Here is a 15,476-nt window from a genome sequence, read left to right as displayed (position 1 = left end):
ACCTCCCTTTTCGTGTGGTGGGTAGGGGGATTTCGTATTGGCCTTCGACGGGCGGGTGGGTCGGTTCTTTCGGTCCGAGCCAGCCGTAGATCCTGAGTCGGTCGGTGTCGGGCAGGTTGCCCCACCATTCGTCGGCCATGCGGGCGGTGGCCACGGTTACTCAGCGCCTGCTTCGGCGAGGGCGGTGAGGAGTTCGGCTTCGACGTCGGACCATTCGTAGCCGAAGGTGGTGCCGAGTTCGTCGCGCCAGCGGTCGAGGGCTTTGCGGCGGTAATGCGTCGGGTGCCAGTGCTCGGGGTCGGTGAGGTTTTCGTCGAGGCTTGCTGATTCGGTGATTCGGAGCAGGATCGCGAGTTGTGCTGTGGTGTATTTCGCGACGGCGGTCAGGATGCCTTCGACGACGGCGTCCCATTCGGCGTTTGTGGCGCCGGGTTCGGTCGGTGCGCCGATGTTGAGGAGTCGGGCGACGTACGCGAGGACCGCGATGTCGGATTCGTCGATCTGTTCGGTGTAGGCGGCGAGCATGCACTGTTGTGCGATGTCGTCGGAGCCTTCTTTGACGACGAGAGCCAGGTGCTCTATGCGGACGGTTGCGGAGGTCGACAGGTCGGCCGCGAGCTGCTCGCGTTCGGCTGCTGCGGCTTCACGTTCGGCTGCGCGGGCATCGGCCGAGTCCGCGGTTGGGTCGGCGGGGTGCGCCGGCACGTCGACGCTTTCGATGGGGGCGAGTCGTTCCCACAAAAGCTCGGTGCTGTTGTATCCGAACGTGGCAGCCACGTCGGGGCTCGACGCCGCGTCGTCCGGCCGGTCGTCGAGTATCTGGGACCACAGCTGGACACCGCGCGCCTTCTGCTCGGCGATCAACCACTTCGTGAGTGCGGCATTGTTTTCGAACACGCGGACGCCCTCAGCGACGAGCGCCTTACGGATCTTTGCTCGCGCCTTGGTGCGGGCGTCGGTTTCCTTTGCGCGTTCGACGGCGAACTTCCAGTTGACCGTTCCCAGTGCGCGTTCGAGGTCTGCGTAGATCTCGGGCGACTTCTCGTAGCGTTGCATCGTGACCGCTTGCTCGAGAGTGATGTCACGGGTGATGACGCCGGCCCGGATGTGTTCCGGAGCGGACGCGAGCTTCGCCCGATCGCGGATCACCTTCTGTGGACGTCCGGAGGCTTTCGAGATCGCGGCCGGGCCGACACCGAGGTCGAGCAATCCCTGGTACGCGTCGCCCTCTTCGACTTCGTTGAAGTCATCTCGCTGCAAGTTCTCGGCGAGCATTGCGCGGCGTTGCTTGATTTCGGTGTCGAGGTCCCAGCGGATCTCGCATCGAATGGTCGGCAGCTTCGCGTACGTCAGTGCGGCATGACGGCGATGCCCTGCGATGAGGAGGTACCCGCCGTCCGCGATAGGAGCGACGACGCACGACTGCAGTAGACTGTTCTCTTTGATCGAGTCCGCAAGCGCCGGAATGCCTCGCAGCACTCGTCGCGCGTTGTGTGGGTGCGGTTTGACGACGTCGAGCGCCAGCTCGACTACCTCTGGGGTTGCGGTGGTCATCGGAATCTCCGTCGTGACGGGCGGGCGGGCGGGAGGTTGAGCGAAAGGCCGGCAGGCTTCGGGTTGAACGGTTTCTGTTCACTGCAGGTGGCTCCGTGATGCATCCAGAGACGCTCGCCGTCGGCGCGGGCTCGGATGAGTGCGTCACCTTTGAGGGCTTCACCGCGCAGGATCGTCTTGTCCGACGGTCCGGAGATGTGGCGGCGGATGGTGCCCTCGTCCGGGTCGGGTGAGACATCGACGGGCATCGGTTTTCCGTCGGGACGCATCGGTTGAAACCAGCGGATTTCCGAGCCGCAGTCCTTGCAGTTCGCGGCCATCAGGTCGGTCCGGGTGCGAGCAGGTCGGCCGATGCTGAGCCGAGTGCGGCCGCGAGTTCCATCGCGGTCAGTACGGGCAGCGGCCCGGCGGTGTGGACGACGATGTCCCCGTCTTCGACAGAGACTGCGGCGAGTTCGTCGTTCGAGCACCACGGGAGCGTCCGGTCAGGCGGGAACCGCAGGATCATCAGCTGCGAGCCGAGTGCGGTGCTCAGAGCTCGCAGATCGTCGTCCGTGGGTTCGTCGGCGTCGATGTGGATGATGGTCATCAGCGCCTCTGTCCGAGGTACTCTGCGCCGTTTTCGCGGGCGACTCGTTTGGTTCGGGAGTCGGGCTTGCCCATCGTCGCGAGGATCGGCCGGCGGAGGTGGTCGGGCAGTTTGTCGAAGCAGTCGGCGCACGCGAAGCGGCTCCTGTGGATCGACTGTCGGCATTTGCCGGGGCACATTCGTCGTCGTGAGGTCACGGGTGTTCCTTTCGGGCGGTTACGGGTTCGAGGTCTCCGTCGTCGAAGAGCCAGACAGGTACGCCTCGCCAGGTGACGGGTGTGTCCTTCGGTGGGAGTTCGGGGCCGAGCTGCAGGCCCATTTGTTTGGTTGCGTTCTTTCCTGCGACGTCGATCCACCATTCGCAGCGGTCGCAGATGTGCAGTCCAGCTGCGGGGGTGTCGATCGTGGTGTTGTCAGGTATTTCGGCGATTCTGATGTGGAATCGGTTGGCCCAGTTGCCTTGACACATGACGCTGATTTCGCAGTGCCCGGTCGAGCGTTTGAGGATCAGTTGTTTCGCTTTGGCGGAAAGTGTTCTTCCGCCGGTTGATTCGCTGGCAGGGAAGTCGCAGTCGATACACGGTTCGTGTCGGTGCGGGTGCCGTTCGCAGAGGTCCGTTGCGGTCGTCGCCTCGGTCGGACTCATCAGCGGCGGCCGAAGAACCTCGACGCGCGGCGGTGTCGGCCGGCGAACTGGACAGAGGACGGTCGCACCCGCACGGTGCCGGTGATCTCGTCTCGGGCCAGTCGGTGGCCTGCCACGGCAGGGACCGAGGCGGTGGAGACGGTTGCGGCGGTGCGGTTCTCAGTTGCAACGATCATCGTTGACTTCTTTCGTGTGATGGATTTGCTGTAGGTACGGGAGGGGCGGGCACCAGGGGCCCGTGAGGCCGGTGCCCGCCCCGATATCCCTGCGCCAACTGCCCGGTACCAGACAGAGGCAGCGGAGGGACGTTTACTTTTGCGGTGCAGTGGGATTCGAGAATCGCCCGCGCCCACTTGGGTGTCGACACTTCGCGAGCGCGATCAAGTGTTGAGTGCGGACGATCTTGCGGTTCTCAGCTTCCCAAACCTTCTGAAGCTGATTGATCAGGATGGCGACAAAATCGCGTCTGCGGATCGCCGTGTTCAGCGCGTCGGAAAGCGCTGTGGTGGCTGGGTCAGACTCGGTCATGCGGCACCGCCCATCACACGAAGCTGGGCTGCATAGGCGACAGCGATCCCGCGTCCGAAGTAGTCGACCCGGAACAGTTCGTCGACGCCGAGACGATGGTTTGTACGAAGCGGCGAAACAGTGTCGACGAGAACACCGTCATGGAAAATGATCGGATCGTTGGCGGGAGTCACGTTCTCGGACATCAGCTTTCCTCCGCGATAGTTCAATACTTGAGCAATGCATGGCGGTTACAGTCGGTTTGGCCGGAAATTTTGTTCAGGTGAATTGGATTGGGGATAATCCTTCAGGCAGCAGTTGCGCGCCCACAGCGCGCAGGTTGAGTGAGATCACTCGCGGCGGCTTTCCGAAATGCAGTCCTAACAATGTCGAGCTGTCGCACGGTGAGCGGCTTGCTGCGACTCATCGTCTCGTCAAGCCACGTCTGCATCTCGGGTGTCCAGCTCGTCATGCCGCGAGGGTCTGTGACATCCCGAAGAGATCGCCGATGTCGATCTTCAGGAACTCGACGGCCTTGACGATCTCGGTGACCTCGTAAGGGCGCTCACCACGCAACCGGCGGCCAATCGTCGTCTCCGAAACGTCGAGGACCTGCGCAAACTCGGCGTGCGTAATGCGAGCTTCTTCCACGGCTTTACGTATCCGGTCCGCGATCCGGGTGCTCAAGGCGTCCATATGGAAGACAATAGACCTCCAAATGGACGTTTCGCAAGAACTCAAAGAAACGTCGGGAGGAAATCTTGTGAATACGTCAATTTGGACGCTATAGTCATCCATATGGAACCCATTCAATCCTCTACGGAGGAGATACGGCAGGCGGTCGCTGCGGAGTTACGCGCGGCCCGCGCTCGCGTACGGATGACCAGACCTAAGCTCGTTGAACTGTCCGGCGTCAGCAAGTCTGCGATCGAGCGTCTCGAGAATGGTGACCGAGATATGGATATCCCTCAACTCGTGGCGCTAACCACCGCACTGCGAACTGATCCAACAAAATTCATGCAGCTCGTGTTCGAACACCTTCGCGAAGAAAAGACGGACACATAGACAACGCCCCCTAAACCTGTCGGCTGGGGGCGTTAATGGTCGGGATGGGCTAGTCCATCAATTCCGCGATCGGTATGTTCAATCGTTGTGCGGCCGCCACAATGTCAGTCACCGTCACACTCGTACTACCCATGCCGAGTGTCGACAAATCAAATACAGGAATCTCAGGCGTCCTCTCAACTGCGAGAGAGGACGCGGCTTTGTGCGCGCGGCGCTGACCGAGAGTACTTAACACAGGGTCATCATTCGTGAATAGTTGAGACATGAAACCAGGCTTTCGATAGTCGGTACATCTCGGTTGACTATACGATTCCTTTGCATTTCTGATACTGCAATTGTTTCAAAATCTAGTTCCAGTCCACACGAACAAATTCTGGACGGAAGCCTCGTCCGGACGGTGCTTTTAAGATCTTCACCGACACGAGTGCCCTCACAACCGTGCGTCTCTCTTCAATTCCCATTCTCTCCCAATTGGTACGCGCATTTTTGCCAAGCAACTCGCCAACCAAAGGATGGACGACTGCCTGTGCTTGCCGCTCGGCCGCACGGATCTTTGGTAGCAATGTCTGCTCGATCCTCATGAACGCCGAGCGAGAGATCCTCCCCTCAGCAGCGTCGTCGACAAAGCCTTCGAGCCTGTCTCGAAGCTCACGAGCGGTGGCAGCGGCAGCGGCGACTGCCGGGTCCTCCAGTTCGTCGACGCTCTGCACTTGCGCACATCGGGCGATGATCGCTTCGGCGACCAGTAGGTCGACGGGGTCCATCAGCCTCGAAACGCAGAAGTTTTCGGTGCAACGGTACGAGCTCGCCCCGTTCGACTTCCCACGCCACATGACCTCGTTGCACACGCCGCAACGGACTATGCCCGTCAATAGGTGCGTCGGCTTCGAACCCCGATGCGACACTCGCGCCGGGTCGGACAGGATCGCCAACAATTGACGATGATCCTCCTGCGAGATCAACGGTTCCCACGTTCCCGGTACAGAGGTTCCGCGGTGCGTCCGGATGCCGGCATACGTCGCGCGCCGAATCATCTGCACCATTAGGCCGGGCCGCCACGACGGCGAGGTGGCGGCAGTCGGAACTCCACGCGCGTTCAGGTCAGTCGCGATCGAACGTACCGAGTCGCCCGCGATGATGCGCCGGGCAATCTCTCGCACAATAGGCGCCTGTTCGGGATGCGGTACGCGCTGCTCAATTCGTCCCGTATCTGGGTCACGCTGCGCTTGATAGCCGTAGGGGATCTGGCCATGAGGTCGACCTGCGGCAGCGTTCGCGCGGTGCGCGCGCAGCACCCGATCGCGGATTTGATCGACTTCCTTCTCAGCAAGCAGCGCGTCTAGACCTGTCGCAAATCGATCGTCGCCGCGAGAGAGATCGAAGAGTTTTCCGGAATACGACCACATGACGCCGCGCTCGGAGCAGAGGTCGCGGAGCTGAACGTAGGCCGCGAGATCACGTTGCGCTCGCGATGCTTCCCACGTCACCAGAACGTCGCCCGCCGCCAAAGTGCTCGCAAGTTTGCGGTATGCCGGACGGTCTTTCGCAGAGAACCTTGAAGCGCCAATATCGTTGTCTATCAACACCTCTGCGACAGGCCAGCCCGCGCGATCACATTCCTGGCGACAGACACTTTCCTGCTCCTCGACCGACCGTCCACGACCACTGGTATCGCTCGACACTCGGGTGTAGATGATCGCTCGCATGCACAGACCTTATACGACCCCTAACGACCCTCAAAGGTGTACGTCCACCCAGTCATGAAACCGGCGAGCGGTCCGAGGTGCTTGTTCGCGTACTCGCTGAACGAACCGGAAACCGGGTTACGGACTGCCATCTCGCCGAGTGCTCGCAACACCAGATAGACCGCGATACCGCCGATCAAGTAGGCCAGGAGCACCGACGGGCCGGCTCGTTTGATGGCCTCGGCACTGCCGTAGAACAGTCCGGTTCCGATGGCTGATCCGAGGGCGATGAAGCGGATATGGCGCGCCGTCAGCCCTCGTTTGAGACCATCCTGCGTCGCGGCGTCGCTGTTCACTTCTCGGTACTCCAGTCGGATGGATCGTCATACGTGCGCGAACCATTGTCCGCTACCACCGCGCGTGTTCCCGCGCGACCCTACTGGACGGCCGTACAGTGACCTGACACACATGGTCCATTGACGGATCGCCTACGATCGACAAAAGTGTTTGTAACTTTACGTAGCATCAACTCGACTGGAGAGACTGTGTCCAACACCCTCGAAGCAAGCATCGACATCGACGCATCACCGCAGGACGTGTGGGCAATCGTCGCCGACCTGCAGCGAATGGGCGAATGGAGCCCCCAGTGCAAGGTGATGAAGGTGATCGGCGGAACCGTGCGTGAGGGTGCCAAGACCATCAACATCAACCGCAAGGGCCTGCTGGTCTGGCCGACGTCGTCGAAGGTCGTTCGCTTCGAACCGAACAAGTCGGTGGCGTTCCGTATCGCGGAGAACCGCACGATCTGGTCCTACGAACTCGAGCCGACCGCTACCGGCACCAAAGTGACCGAACGCCGTGAGGCTCCCACCGGAACGTCGAAGGTCTCGCAGTTCCTCGTCAAGACCGTCCTGGGCGGAAACGCCGACTTCGAGGTCGAGCTCGTCGAAGGCATGAACGCCACCTTGAAGCGTGTGAAGAGCGAGGCCGAGGCGGCTGCGCGCACCTCTGCTTGACCCTCGACCTGGTCGAGGCATCAGGATCCGTTCCATGGATCCCGTGATGACACAGATAGCGCAGGCACAAGAATTGGCGAGCTCCGGCGATCGAGCCGGGGCTCGCTCTGCGTTCGAGAAGGTGTGGGCCGAGATCAGCGCCGCTCCAGATGCGCTCCACATGGTCTCCCTCGCGCACTACATGGCCGATGTTCAAGACGATCCGGCTCAGGAGCTCTGCTGGGACCTGCGCGCCCTCGAAGCTGCCGATTCATTGACCGACGCGCGAGCCCAGGAACACCACGCGTCGCTGCAGGTTGCCGGTTTCTATCCGTCGCTGCACCTCAACCTGGCTGCCGATTACCGCAAACTCGGACGCGACGCCGAGGCCCTCGAACATCTGACGAAGGCCGAGGCGTCGGTCGGCACGCTCTCCGACGACGGTTACAGCCGGATGATCAGGGGCGCTATCGAGCGACTGCGGGCAGAATTGAGCGGTGACCACTAGTTCCGCGCTCCTGACGATCGGCGAGATGTCCCGGGCGTCGGCGCTCCCGATCAGCGCGCTGCGGTTCTACGACAAGGAAGGCGTGCTCGTCCCGCATTCCGTCGATCCGCGCACCGGTTATCGCTGGTACACCGACGACCAGCTCCGCGACGCACGCGTGATCGCCGGTATGCGACGCGTCGGTGTTCCGATCCGCGACATGATGGCCGTCCTGACCGGACCGGAACCCCACTCGTGCCTGGACGCCCATCTGCGCAACCTCGAGGACGGTCTCGCCGACGCCCGCGCCGAACTGGGGCGAATCCACCGGCTGATCGACTCGGTGCCCACCGCCGGCGGCTTGGACATCGACTCCTGGGACCTACGACGCGCACTCGACGCCGTGCTGTTCGCCGTGAACGAGGAATCGGAGTTCCCGATACTTCGCGGCGTCCACTTCGACATTCACGACGGCGTCGCGGCGTTTGTCACCACTGATCAGTTCCGGCTCGCGGTCGCCGAGGTGAAAATTCACTCCGCTCTGACGGTGTCCGCCGTCGTTCCCGTGGCCTTCGTGCGTTTGTTGCGCGATGTCGCCGGCGTCGTGACGCTCACTTTCTCCACGCGCACAGTGACTGCGTCGTATCCGGGAGGTGAGGTGTCCAGCCCGCTGATCGAGGACGGCGAGTTCCCCGATCACCGAATCTTGGGCGAGCACCACGACGCCGTCGAACTGAGCGGCGACCAACTTGCCGCCCTGCTCAACGGCACCGGGGACCGCGCAGTCGTCAGCGTCGGCGAAGACGGTGGTGCCCGGGTGGATCCGGGCGGAAAGGATCCCCGCGAGAGGTTCCGAGTACTGGTCGACCGGCAGCGACTGCGCGACGCCGCGGCAGCCCAACCGGGGCGGCAACTGGTGATCCGAGTAAGCGGCGCGAAGCTGCCACTGGCGATACGCACGGGCGACTGTGTCGGGCACTACTCGTACTTGATGCCACTGCAGGGACGTGCATGATGCCACTGCAGGGACGTGCATGATGTGGCAGTAGCCCGTAGGAGAGAAGGCGTTCACGTAATCTATGGATGCTCTACCGCCCCGTACTGTCAGTGCGACCAGCAGAAGACCTACCGAGTAGTTAGAGGAGCCTGTGGCACGCCGACCCACACCCCCCGGAACCCCGCAACCCACCGGGATCGGACATATCGTCGATCTGGTTCGCCATGCGATTCCGCCACTTCATCCCGCCGGCCTGCCGTTCGTGCTGGCCCCGCTGGGAGTTGCAGCTCTGGGCCGCAACCGTAAGTGGGTGCGCCGAGCCGGTCTGACCACCGCCGCCGCATGCGCCACGTTCTTCCGTCACCCGCACCGGGTGCCGCCCAACCGCATCGGCGTCGTCGTCGCACCCGCCGACGGCGAGGTGGCGCTGGTCGACAACGCCGTTCCGCCGGCCGAGCTCAATCTCGGAAGCGAGCCGCGCCCGCGCGTCAGCATCTTCCTGTCGGTACTCGACGTACATGTCCAGCGCAGCCCTGTCGGTGGAACGGTCAAAGAGGTCGTTCACCAGGCAGGCAAGTTCCTCTCCGCAGATCTCGCCGACGCCAGCGAGGTCAACGAGCGCAACAGCATGCTCATCGAAACCGCCGACGGTCACGACGTCGCGGTCGTCCAGATCGCGGGACTGCTCGCACGCCGCATCGTCTGCTACGCCGGTGTCGGTGACGTCCTGCCGATCGGCGACACGTACGGACTGATCCGTTTCGGCTCACGCGTCGACACGTACTTCCCCGCCGGAACCACACTCCTGGTCGAGCCGGGACAACGCACGATCGGTGCTGAAACAGTTATCGCGCAACTGCCGTGAAGACGCCGAAGATGAAGTCAGCCGTGAAGAAGCCGGGAGCAGCCCAACCCGGCGCGAAGATGCCCAAACGCACCCAGGCGGTGCGGTTGCTGCCGTCCGTCATCACCATCCTGGCGCTGTGTGCCGGCCTGTCCGCCGTCAAGTTCGCTCTCGACGGTCAGCCTGGCACTTCGCTCGCGATGATCGGCGCCGCTGCCGTCCTCGATTCACTCGACGGCCGCATCGCGCGACTGCTCGACGCCACCAGCAAGATCGGCGCCGAACTCGACTCACTGGCCGACTCCATCTCCTTCGGCGTCGCCCCGGCCCTGGTCCTGTACGTGACCTTGCTGGACGGCACCAGCATCGGCTGGATCATCGCGCTGATCTACGCGGTCAGTATCGTGTTGCGACTCGCACGTTTCAACACCCTGCTCGACGACGACGACGTCCCCGCGTACTCACGTGAGTACTTCGTCGGCGTTCCGGCTCCGGCCGGCGCACTCATCGCCCTCACTCCCCTGGCCGCGACGGCTCAGTGGGGTGACGGCTGGTGGTCTTCGCACATCGTCGTCATCGTGTGGACGCTCTTCTCGGCGGCGCTGATCGTCAGCCGCATCCCGACACTGGCGATGAAGTCGGTATCCGTGCCCCCGCACATGGCTGCCGGCCTGCTCGTACTGGTGACGTTGGCTGCGGCTGCACTCATTACCTACCCGTACATCTTGCTGATCGTTCTCATCGCGATCTACCTGGTGCACATCCCGTTTGCCGTGCACTCGAAGCGGTGGGTGGCGGCGCGTCCCGAAACTTGGGACATCAAGCCTTCCGAACGCCGCGCGATCCGACGCCAACCCAACGTCGGTGGCCGCCGCTCGGCCGCTCGTCTCGGCTTGCGGCGACCCCGCTAGTCCACGACGTACCCTCGAGAGGTGACTTCGCCGGAACTCGCCCTCACCGTTCGACTCAACACCTCTGCCGCCGATCTACGCCGCGGGGTCGTGCGCTTGCACCCCGAAGCGTTGGCGGCGTTGGGCATCCGCGAATGGGATGCCATCGCACTCATCGGAGCCCGCGGCACCGCGACGGTCGCGGGCCGTGCACCCACCGGAACCCCGGCAGGCACGATCCTTCTCGACGACGTCACCATGTCGAACGTCGGCCTGACCGAGAACTCTGCCGTCGTGGTCGGTCCGGTGACGGTGTACGGAGCGCGATCCGTCTCCGTCACCGGTTCCACCATGGCGACAAATTCGATCAGCTCGACGGTTCTGCGACAAGCCCTTCTGGGCAAGGTCGTCAGCGTCGGCGACACGGTCTCGCTTCTCCCCCGCGATCTCGGTCCGGGTACGAGCACTTCCGAAGCCACCCAAGCGCTTTCCCGCACCTTCGGCGTCGCGTGGACATCCGAACTGCTCACCGTCACGGCCGTCGAACCTGCCGGTGGCCCGGTCAGCGTCCAGCCGAATTCGGCGGTCAACTGGGGTTCCGGATCAGCGGCTGCACTGACGCCGAGTGCGTTCGTTTCCAGTCCTGCCGCAGTCGCGATCGAACCCGCACCGTCGGTTCCGCTGGATCACCTCGTCGGCGCGCAGGCGCAGGCAGCCAAGCTGACCGAGTGGCTCGGCCTGGCACTCGACGAACCAGAACTGCTCCGTACGCTCGGCGCCTCCCCACACCTCGGCGTCCTCGTCTCCGGCCCCGCCGGGGTGGGCAAAGCCACGCTGGCCCGCTCGGTCCTGTCCTCGCGCAAATTGGTCGAACTTGACGGCCCGGGAGTCGGTGCCACCGAGGCGAATACCCGCCTGCAGCGAATCGTCGACGCTGTTGCCGCGGTGCGCGGCGGTGGCGTGCTGCTGATCACTGACATCGACGCTCTACTTCCCGCCACCGCGGAACCGGTGTCAGCACTGATCCTCGAACAACTACGCAGCGCCGTCGCCACCCCGGGCGTGGCATTCGTCGCGACCTCCGCCCATCCGGAGACCGTCGATGCGCGCCTTCGCGGCCAGGATCTCTGTGATCGAGAACTCGCACTTACCCTGCCGGACGGCGCAACACGCAAGGCGTTGCTCGAACTCCTGCTTCGCCGCGTGCCCACCGGAACTCTCGAACTCGACGCCATCGCCTCGCGCGCACCCGGCTTCGTGGTCGCCGACCTCGCCGCGCTCTGCCGTGAAGCTGCTTTGCGAGCGGCGACGCGGGCATCCAAATCCGGCGAACCTCCCGAGATCACACAGGAAGATCTTGTCGGTGCCCTCGAAGTGATTCGGCCGCTGTCCCGTTCGAGCACCGAAGAACTGTCGATCGGCAGTGTCACCCTCGACGACGTGGGCGACATGGTCGAAACCAAACAAGCACTCACCGAAGCAGTTCTGTGGCCACTGCAGCACCCCGACTCCTTCGCGCGCCTCGGGGTCGACCCTCCCCGCGGCGTGCTCCTCTACGGTCCTCCCGGCTGCGGTAAGACGTATCTCGTTCGCGCCCTTGCCAGCTCGGGCCACCTCAGCGTTCACGCCGTCAAAGGTGCAGAGCTGATGGACAAGTGGGTCGGCGCCTCCGAAAAGGCCGTACGCGAGTTGTTCCAGCGCGCACGCGATTCGGCGCCCTCGTTGATCTTCCTCGACGAAATCGACGCCCTTGCCCCGCGTCGTGGTCAAAGTTCCGACTCCGGGGTGTCGGATCGCGTCGTGGCCGCGTTGCTGACCGAACTCGACGGCGTCGAACCGCTACGCGACGTCGTGGTGTTGGGCGCCACCAACCGACCGGATCTGATCGACCCTGCTCTCCTGCGCCCCGGCAGACTCGAACGTCTCGTATTCGTACCGCCGCCGGACGCAGAGGCTCGCAAAGCAATTCTGCGAGCGTCGGGAAAGTCGGTACCGCTCGCCCAAGATGTCGATTTGGACATTCTGGCCGTCGATCTCGAGGGATACTCGGCAGCAGACTGCTCGGCTCTCCTGCGTGAGGCGGCACTCGCCGCCATGCGTCGGAGCATGGACGCGGCCGACGTGACGGCCGCGGACGTGGCAACCGCCCGTGAGAAGGTACGTCCCTCACTCGATCCCGAGCAGGTGGCACACCTACAGGCGTACGCGGACAACCGATAAGGACTGACCATGGCTGCTGATCTGGTTCTGTACGGCGACATCGTGACCATGCACGAGGAATCACCACGCGCCCAGGCGCTCACCGTGACGGGCGGCCGGATCACAGCCGTCGGAGCGCGCACGGACGTCGAGAAACTGGTGGGGCCGGACACCCGCGTCGTCGACGTCGGAGGTGCCGCTGTTCTGCCGGGGTTCATCGAGCCACACGGTCACCCTCTGGAAGAAGCGATCGTGCTCGGCCCTGACGTCGTCGACATCCGGCCTGTCACGATCACCGAGGCGGACGCCGTAGTTGCTGCCGTCGTCGACACGGTCCGTTCGCGAGGTGCTGCAGGCGCTTCTCTGAACGGATGGGACCCGTTGCTGCAGAAGGGCTTACCCGACCCGACCATCGACTGGCTGGACTCCGTAGCGCCGGAGTACCCGCTCGTGATCATGCACAACTCGGGCCACGTCGCGTATTTCAACACGGCGGCAGCAGTGCAGGCCGGCATCACCCGGGATACCCCCGATCCGATCGGCGGATCGTACGGCCACGACGCGACGGGCGCACTCGACGGATCTGCGTACGAAATGCCAGCGGTGTTTGCAGTCGCGGGCCACGCAGTCACCATCGGTGACGACTTCCCCGCACTGGTGGCGGCCGAATGCGGCCGGCTGAACGCCGCCGGAATCACCACCATCGCAGAATTGTCGTTCGACCCCAAGATGCGGCCCGCCCTTGCAGCGATAGCCGACGCCGGACTGCTCACCACACGCTTGCGGCTCTACGAAATGTCCAACGACGCACGCACTACCGAAGCATCGCCGAGCGACGGAAACGACCTGGTGCGCCAGATCGGGATAAAGGTCTGGTCCGACGGTTCGCCGTGGGTCGGCAACATCGCCACCAGTTTCCCGTATCTCGATACCGAGGCAACCCGCGCGCTCGGGATCGCCTGCACGCACGGGCACGCCAACTACACCGGCGAGCAGATCCACGACATCAGTTCCGCCTACTTCGCAAAGGGGTGGCAGATGGCCTGCCACGCCCACGGTGACGACGCGATTACCATGGTCCTCGATGCGTGGGAGCAACTTCTGAAGGAGCACCCCCGGCCCGATCACCGACTCCGTCTCGAACACGTCGGCGCGATGCGTCCGGATCAGTTCGTCCGCGCAGCGGAACTGGGCGTCACGGTCAGCATCTTCATCGACCACCTGCACTACTGGGGTGACGTTCTGGTCGACGACCTCTTCGGCCCCGAATACGGATCCGTTTGGGCCGCAGCAGGATCTGCACTCGCGGCGGGACAACGGTTCACCTTCCACAACGACGGGCCCGTCACCCCCGCCAATCCGCTACGGAACATGCAGGACGCCGTCACCAGACTTTCGCCGAGTGGCCGCGTCGTCGCACCCCAGGAGCGGATACCCGTGGACGCCGCCGTGCGAGCCCATACGGTCAACGCCGCCTGGCAGCTGTTCAGCGAAGATCACATCGGGTCCATCTTTCCCGGCGCCTACGCGGATCTTGTTGTGCTGTCGGCGAATCCCCTCGACGTCGAGCCGACCGAGCTGGCCGACATCAAGGTGCTCGCCACCGTCCTGGAGGGTCGGACGGTGTACGGAGACCTGAGCGCAATCGGCTGACCTCGAGCTCAAAAGTCGTCCGATATGTCCCTGGTTATCGAAAGTATGTTCGATTAAACTTTCGGTATGGACAGTCGGGAAGCGTGGCAGCTGGATGGTGAGGATCTCGAGAGTGAGGTTCTGGATCTGGTGCGCGTCCGGCACGAGTTGCAGTCGCGGATGGTGTTGCTGATTGTGGAGATGTTTTCCCGGGAGACTGTGGTCGGGAAGGGTTTTCGGGCGATCGCGCAGTGGTTGCATGGTTCGACGAATTTGGAGATCGGTGAGTGCAGTCTGCTGGTCGGTTTGGCGAGGCTGCTGTTGCTCGAACCTGTTGTCGCGGATGCGTTTCACCGCGGGGATGTGGATGCGTTGAAAGCCCGCCAGGTGGCGTCGTTTTGTCAGCATCCACCGAAGAACATGACCCCGGCGGACGTGGACAAGGCCCGCGGAATCTTGTTGGGGTTGGCGTCGAAGAATATTGCTGATTGTGATGCGGTGCGGGCGGCGATTCGGCGGATCGAGAAGCAGTACGGCAAACGCGAGGACGGCGTTCCAGTTGGGGAAGACTCGGAACGAAACGAGTTCTACGCGTCGACAGGCTTGTACGGCAGAGTCAGCGTGAAAGGCGATCTGGATGCGATCAACGGTGCCCGTCTGATCACGTTGCTGTCGAGCCTGTCGGCGCCGACGCCGGAGAAGGACGGCGTCAAAGACACTCGTACTCCGGCACTACGGCGGGCGGATGGGTTCTGCGAATTACTGCGGCGGTACGAGCGGGCGGGGATGGGTCCGATCGAAGGCGGCGTGAAACCGCACATCACTGTGACCGCATCGGCGAAGGACATAACGGACCTGAAAGCTTTGAAGGACTTGTTGCCCTCGACCGAGGAACTCGGGTGTGCGTGGGCGGATTGGGTGGGCCCGATCAGTCTTGATACTGCCCGGATGTTGGCGTGCGACTGCACCGTGACCCGGATTTTGTTGGATGAGAATGGTGTTCCGCTCGAGTGCGGCAAGGAAGTGCGAACGGCGACGGTTCCGCAGCGGCGGGCGTTGGCCATCCGGGATGGTGGGTGTGCGTTTCCGGGGTGCGGGACTCCGTCGGGGTGGTGCGATGCTCACCATATTGTTCACTGGAGTGATGGTGGCCCAACGGATCTCGACAATCTGATCTTGTTGTGTGGTCATCATCATCGGACGATGCATCACACGCAGTGGCGGGTGGAGATCGGACCCGATCGGAAGACGGTGTTCTATCCGCCGATGTCGATCGATCCGTACCAGCATCCGATCGGCGGGAACAGTCCACCGACAGCGGCGTGAACCGCCACAACTGAAGACTTGAGCACCGGGGCACCTCCATGCCTCGGTGCTCGTGCTGCG

General features: G+C 63.2%; 17 protein-coding genes and 1 pseudogene. 9 read left to right on the top strand and 9 right to left on the bottom strand.

The features are described 5' to 3' along the window. Positions 1–156: 156 nt before the first annotated feature. The 7 genes from QM716_RS28325 to QM716_RS28295 all read right to left on the bottom strand — a co-directional run bounded on the left by QM716_RS28325 (position 157) and on the right by QM716_RS28295 (position 3,992). On the bottom strand, positions 157–1,554 hold the full coding sequence (locus tag QM716_RS28325) for a ParB/RepB/Spo0J family partition protein (protein ID WP_283307569.1): 1,398 nt from the start codon (positions 1,552–1,554) through the stop codon (positions 157–159). Continuing rightward, complete coding sequence (locus tag QM716_RS28320; protein WP_283307568.1) at positions 1,551–1,802, bottom strand: hypothetical protein; 252 nt, start codon at positions 1,800–1,802, stop codon at positions 1,551–1,553. The genes QM716_RS28325 and QM716_RS28320 overlap by 4 nt, the downstream gene beginning before the upstream one ends. A 71-nt stretch (positions 1,803–1,873) precedes the next feature. Further along, positions 1,874–2,143 (bottom strand): hypothetical protein, encoded by a 270-nt coding sequence (locus QM716_RS28315; RefSeq protein WP_283307567.1) that lies wholly within the window; start codon positions 2,141–2,143, stop codon positions 1,874–1,876. Between the two features lie 193 nt (positions 2,144–2,336). Next, the gene (locus QM716_RS28310; protein ID WP_283307566.1) at positions 2,337–2,612 is read right to left on the bottom strand and encodes a hypothetical protein; all 276 of its coding nucleotides are present in this window, start codon (positions 2,610–2,612) and stop codon (positions 2,337–2,339) included. Between the two features lie 176 nt (positions 2,613–2,788). After that, complete coding sequence (locus QM716_RS28305; protein WP_283307565.1) at positions 2,789–2,965, bottom strand: hypothetical protein; 177 nt, start codon at positions 2,963–2,965, stop codon at positions 2,789–2,791. A gap of 348 nt (positions 2,966–3,313) precedes the next feature. Next, on the bottom strand, positions 3,314–3,502 hold the full coding sequence (locus tag QM716_RS28300) for a hypothetical protein (RefSeq protein WP_283307564.1): 189 nt from the start codon (positions 3,500–3,502) through the stop codon (positions 3,314–3,316). 262 nt (positions 3,503–3,764) lie between these two features. After that, the gene (locus tag QM716_RS28295; protein WP_283307563.1) at positions 3,765–3,992 is read right to left on the bottom strand and encodes a helix-turn-helix domain-containing protein; all 228 of its coding nucleotides are present in this window, start codon (positions 3,990–3,992) and stop codon (positions 3,765–3,767) included. Here QM716_RS28295 and QM716_RS29445 point away from each other — a divergent pair, their 5' ends adjacent. After that, a complete protein-coding gene (locus tag QM716_RS29445) occupies positions 3,993–4,361 on the top strand; it encodes a helix-turn-helix domain-containing protein (protein WP_502942169.1) in 369 nt (122 codons plus the stop codon). A 347-nt stretch (positions 4,362–4,708) separates the two neighbouring features. On the opposite strand, the gene QM716_RS28290 is transcribed toward QM716_RS29445, so the two are convergent. Beyond that, positions 4,709–6,067: a recombinase family protein gene (locus QM716_RS28290; protein WP_283307562.1), complete on the bottom strand. Its 1,359-nt coding sequence runs from the start codon at positions 6,065–6,067 to the stop codon at positions 4,709–4,711. Between the two features lie 29 nt (positions 6,068–6,096). After that, a pseudogene (locus QM716_RS28285) lies at positions 6,097–6,402 on the bottom strand (amino acid permease); the annotation flags it as partial. Positions 6,403–6,591: 189 nt separating this feature from the next. Between QM716_RS28285 and QM716_RS28280 the strand changes: the two are divergent. The 8 genes from QM716_RS28280 (at position 6,592) to QM716_RS28245 (ending at position 15,416) form a co-directional block, all read left to right on the top strand. Beyond that, positions 6,592–7,062, top strand: coding sequence for an SRPBCC family protein (locus tag QM716_RS28280; protein WP_230816847.1), 471 nt, complete (start codon positions 6,592–6,594; stop codon positions 7,060–7,062). Positions 7,063–7,096: 34 nt separating this feature from the next. Further along, complete coding sequence (locus tag QM716_RS28275) at positions 7,097–7,549, top strand: hypothetical protein (RefSeq protein WP_283307561.1); 453 nt, start codon at positions 7,097–7,099, stop codon at positions 7,547–7,549. Continuing rightward, positions 7,539–8,543, top strand: coding sequence for a DNA polymerase III subunit beta family protein (locus QM716_RS28270; RefSeq protein WP_283307560.1), 1,005 nt, complete (start codon positions 7,539–7,541; stop codon positions 8,541–8,543). Before QM716_RS28275 ends, QM716_RS28270 begins: the two co-directional genes overlap by 11 nt. A gap of 133 nt (positions 8,544–8,676) precedes the next feature. Then, positions 8,677–9,390, top strand: a complete 714-nt coding sequence (locus QM716_RS28265) for a phosphatidylserine decarboxylase (protein WP_003941540.1) — start codon at positions 8,677–8,679, stop codon at positions 9,388–9,390. 59 nt (positions 9,391–9,449) lie between these two features. Then, positions 9,450–10,280 (top strand): CDP-diacylglycerol--serine O-phosphatidyltransferase, encoded by an 831-nt coding sequence (gene pssA / locus QM716_RS28260; RefSeq protein ID WP_283307631.1) that lies wholly within the window; start codon positions 9,450–9,452, stop codon positions 10,278–10,280. A gap of 21 nt (positions 10,281–10,301) precedes the next feature. Continuing rightward, positions 10,302–12,479 (top strand): AAA family ATPase, encoded by a 2,178-nt coding sequence (locus tag QM716_RS28255; RefSeq protein ID WP_283307559.1) that lies wholly within the window; start codon positions 10,302–10,304, stop codon positions 12,477–12,479. 9 nt (positions 12,480–12,488) lie between these two features. Beyond that, complete coding sequence (locus QM716_RS28250; protein WP_283307558.1) at positions 12,489–14,111, top strand: amidohydrolase; 1,623 nt, start codon at positions 12,489–12,491, stop codon at positions 14,109–14,111. Between the two features lie 66 nt (positions 14,112–14,177). Further along, on the top strand, positions 14,178–15,416 hold the full coding sequence (locus tag QM716_RS28245; protein WP_283307557.1) for an HNH endonuclease signature motif containing protein: 1,239 nt from the start codon (positions 14,178–14,180) through the stop codon (positions 15,414–15,416). The last annotated feature ends 60 nt before the right edge of the window (positions 15,417–15,476 follow it).

Source organism: Rhodococcus sp. IEGM 1409, from assembly GCF_030056735.1.
Taxonomy (GTDB): domain Bacteria; phylum Actinomycetota; class Actinomycetes; order Mycobacteriales; family Mycobacteriaceae; genus Rhodococcus_F.
Note: the sequence above shows the minus strand (reverse complement) of the source record. Positions and strands in the feature narration are given on the sequence as shown.

Coding starts and splice junctions, on each gene's coding strand:
- QM716_RS28325 (WP_283307569.1), bottom strand. CDS start 1,554: ATGACCACCGCAACCCCAGAGGTAGTCGAGCTGGCGCTCGACGTCGTC.
- QM716_RS28320 (WP_283307568.1), bottom strand. CDS start 1,802: ATGCCCGTCGATGTCTCACCCGACCCGGACGAGGGCACCATCCGCCGC.
- QM716_RS28315 (WP_283307567.1), bottom strand. CDS start 2,143: ATGACCATCATCCACATCGACGCCGACGAACCCACGGACGACGATCTG.
- QM716_RS28310 (WP_283307566.1), bottom strand. CDS start 2,612: ATGTGTCAAGGCAACTGGGCCAACCGATTCCACATCAGAATCGCCGAA.
- QM716_RS28305 (WP_283307565.1), bottom strand. CDS start 2,965: ATGATCGTTGCAACTGAGAACCGCACCGCCGCAACCGTCTCCACCGCC.
- QM716_RS28300 (WP_283307564.1), bottom strand. CDS start 3,502: ATGTCCGAGAACGTGACTCCCGCCAACGATCCGATCATTTTCCATGAC.
- QM716_RS28295 (WP_283307563.1), bottom strand. CDS start 3,992: ATGGACGCCTTGAGCACCCGGATCGCGGACCGGATACGTAAAGCCGTG.
- QM716_RS29445 (WP_502942169.1), top strand. CDS start 3,993: ATGGAAGACAATAGACCTCCAAATGGACGTTTCGCAAGAACTCAAAGA.
- QM716_RS28290 (WP_283307562.1), bottom strand. CDS start 6,067: ATGCGAGCGATCATCTACACCCGAGTGTCGAGCGATACCAGTGGTCGT.
- QM716_RS28275 (WP_283307561.1), top strand. CDS start 7,097: ATGGATCCCGTGATGACACAGATAGCGCAGGCACAAGAATTGGCGAGC.
- pssA (WP_283307631.1), top strand. CDS start 9,450: ATGCCCAAACGCACCCAGGCGGTGCGGTTGCTGCCGTCCGTCATCACC.
- QM716_RS28250 (WP_283307558.1), top strand. CDS start 12,489: ATGGCTGCTGATCTGGTTCTGTACGGCGACATCGTGACCATGCACGAG.
- QM716_RS28245 (WP_283307557.1), top strand. CDS start 14,178: ATGGACAGTCGGGAAGCGTGGCAGCTGGATGGTGAGGATCTCGAGAGT.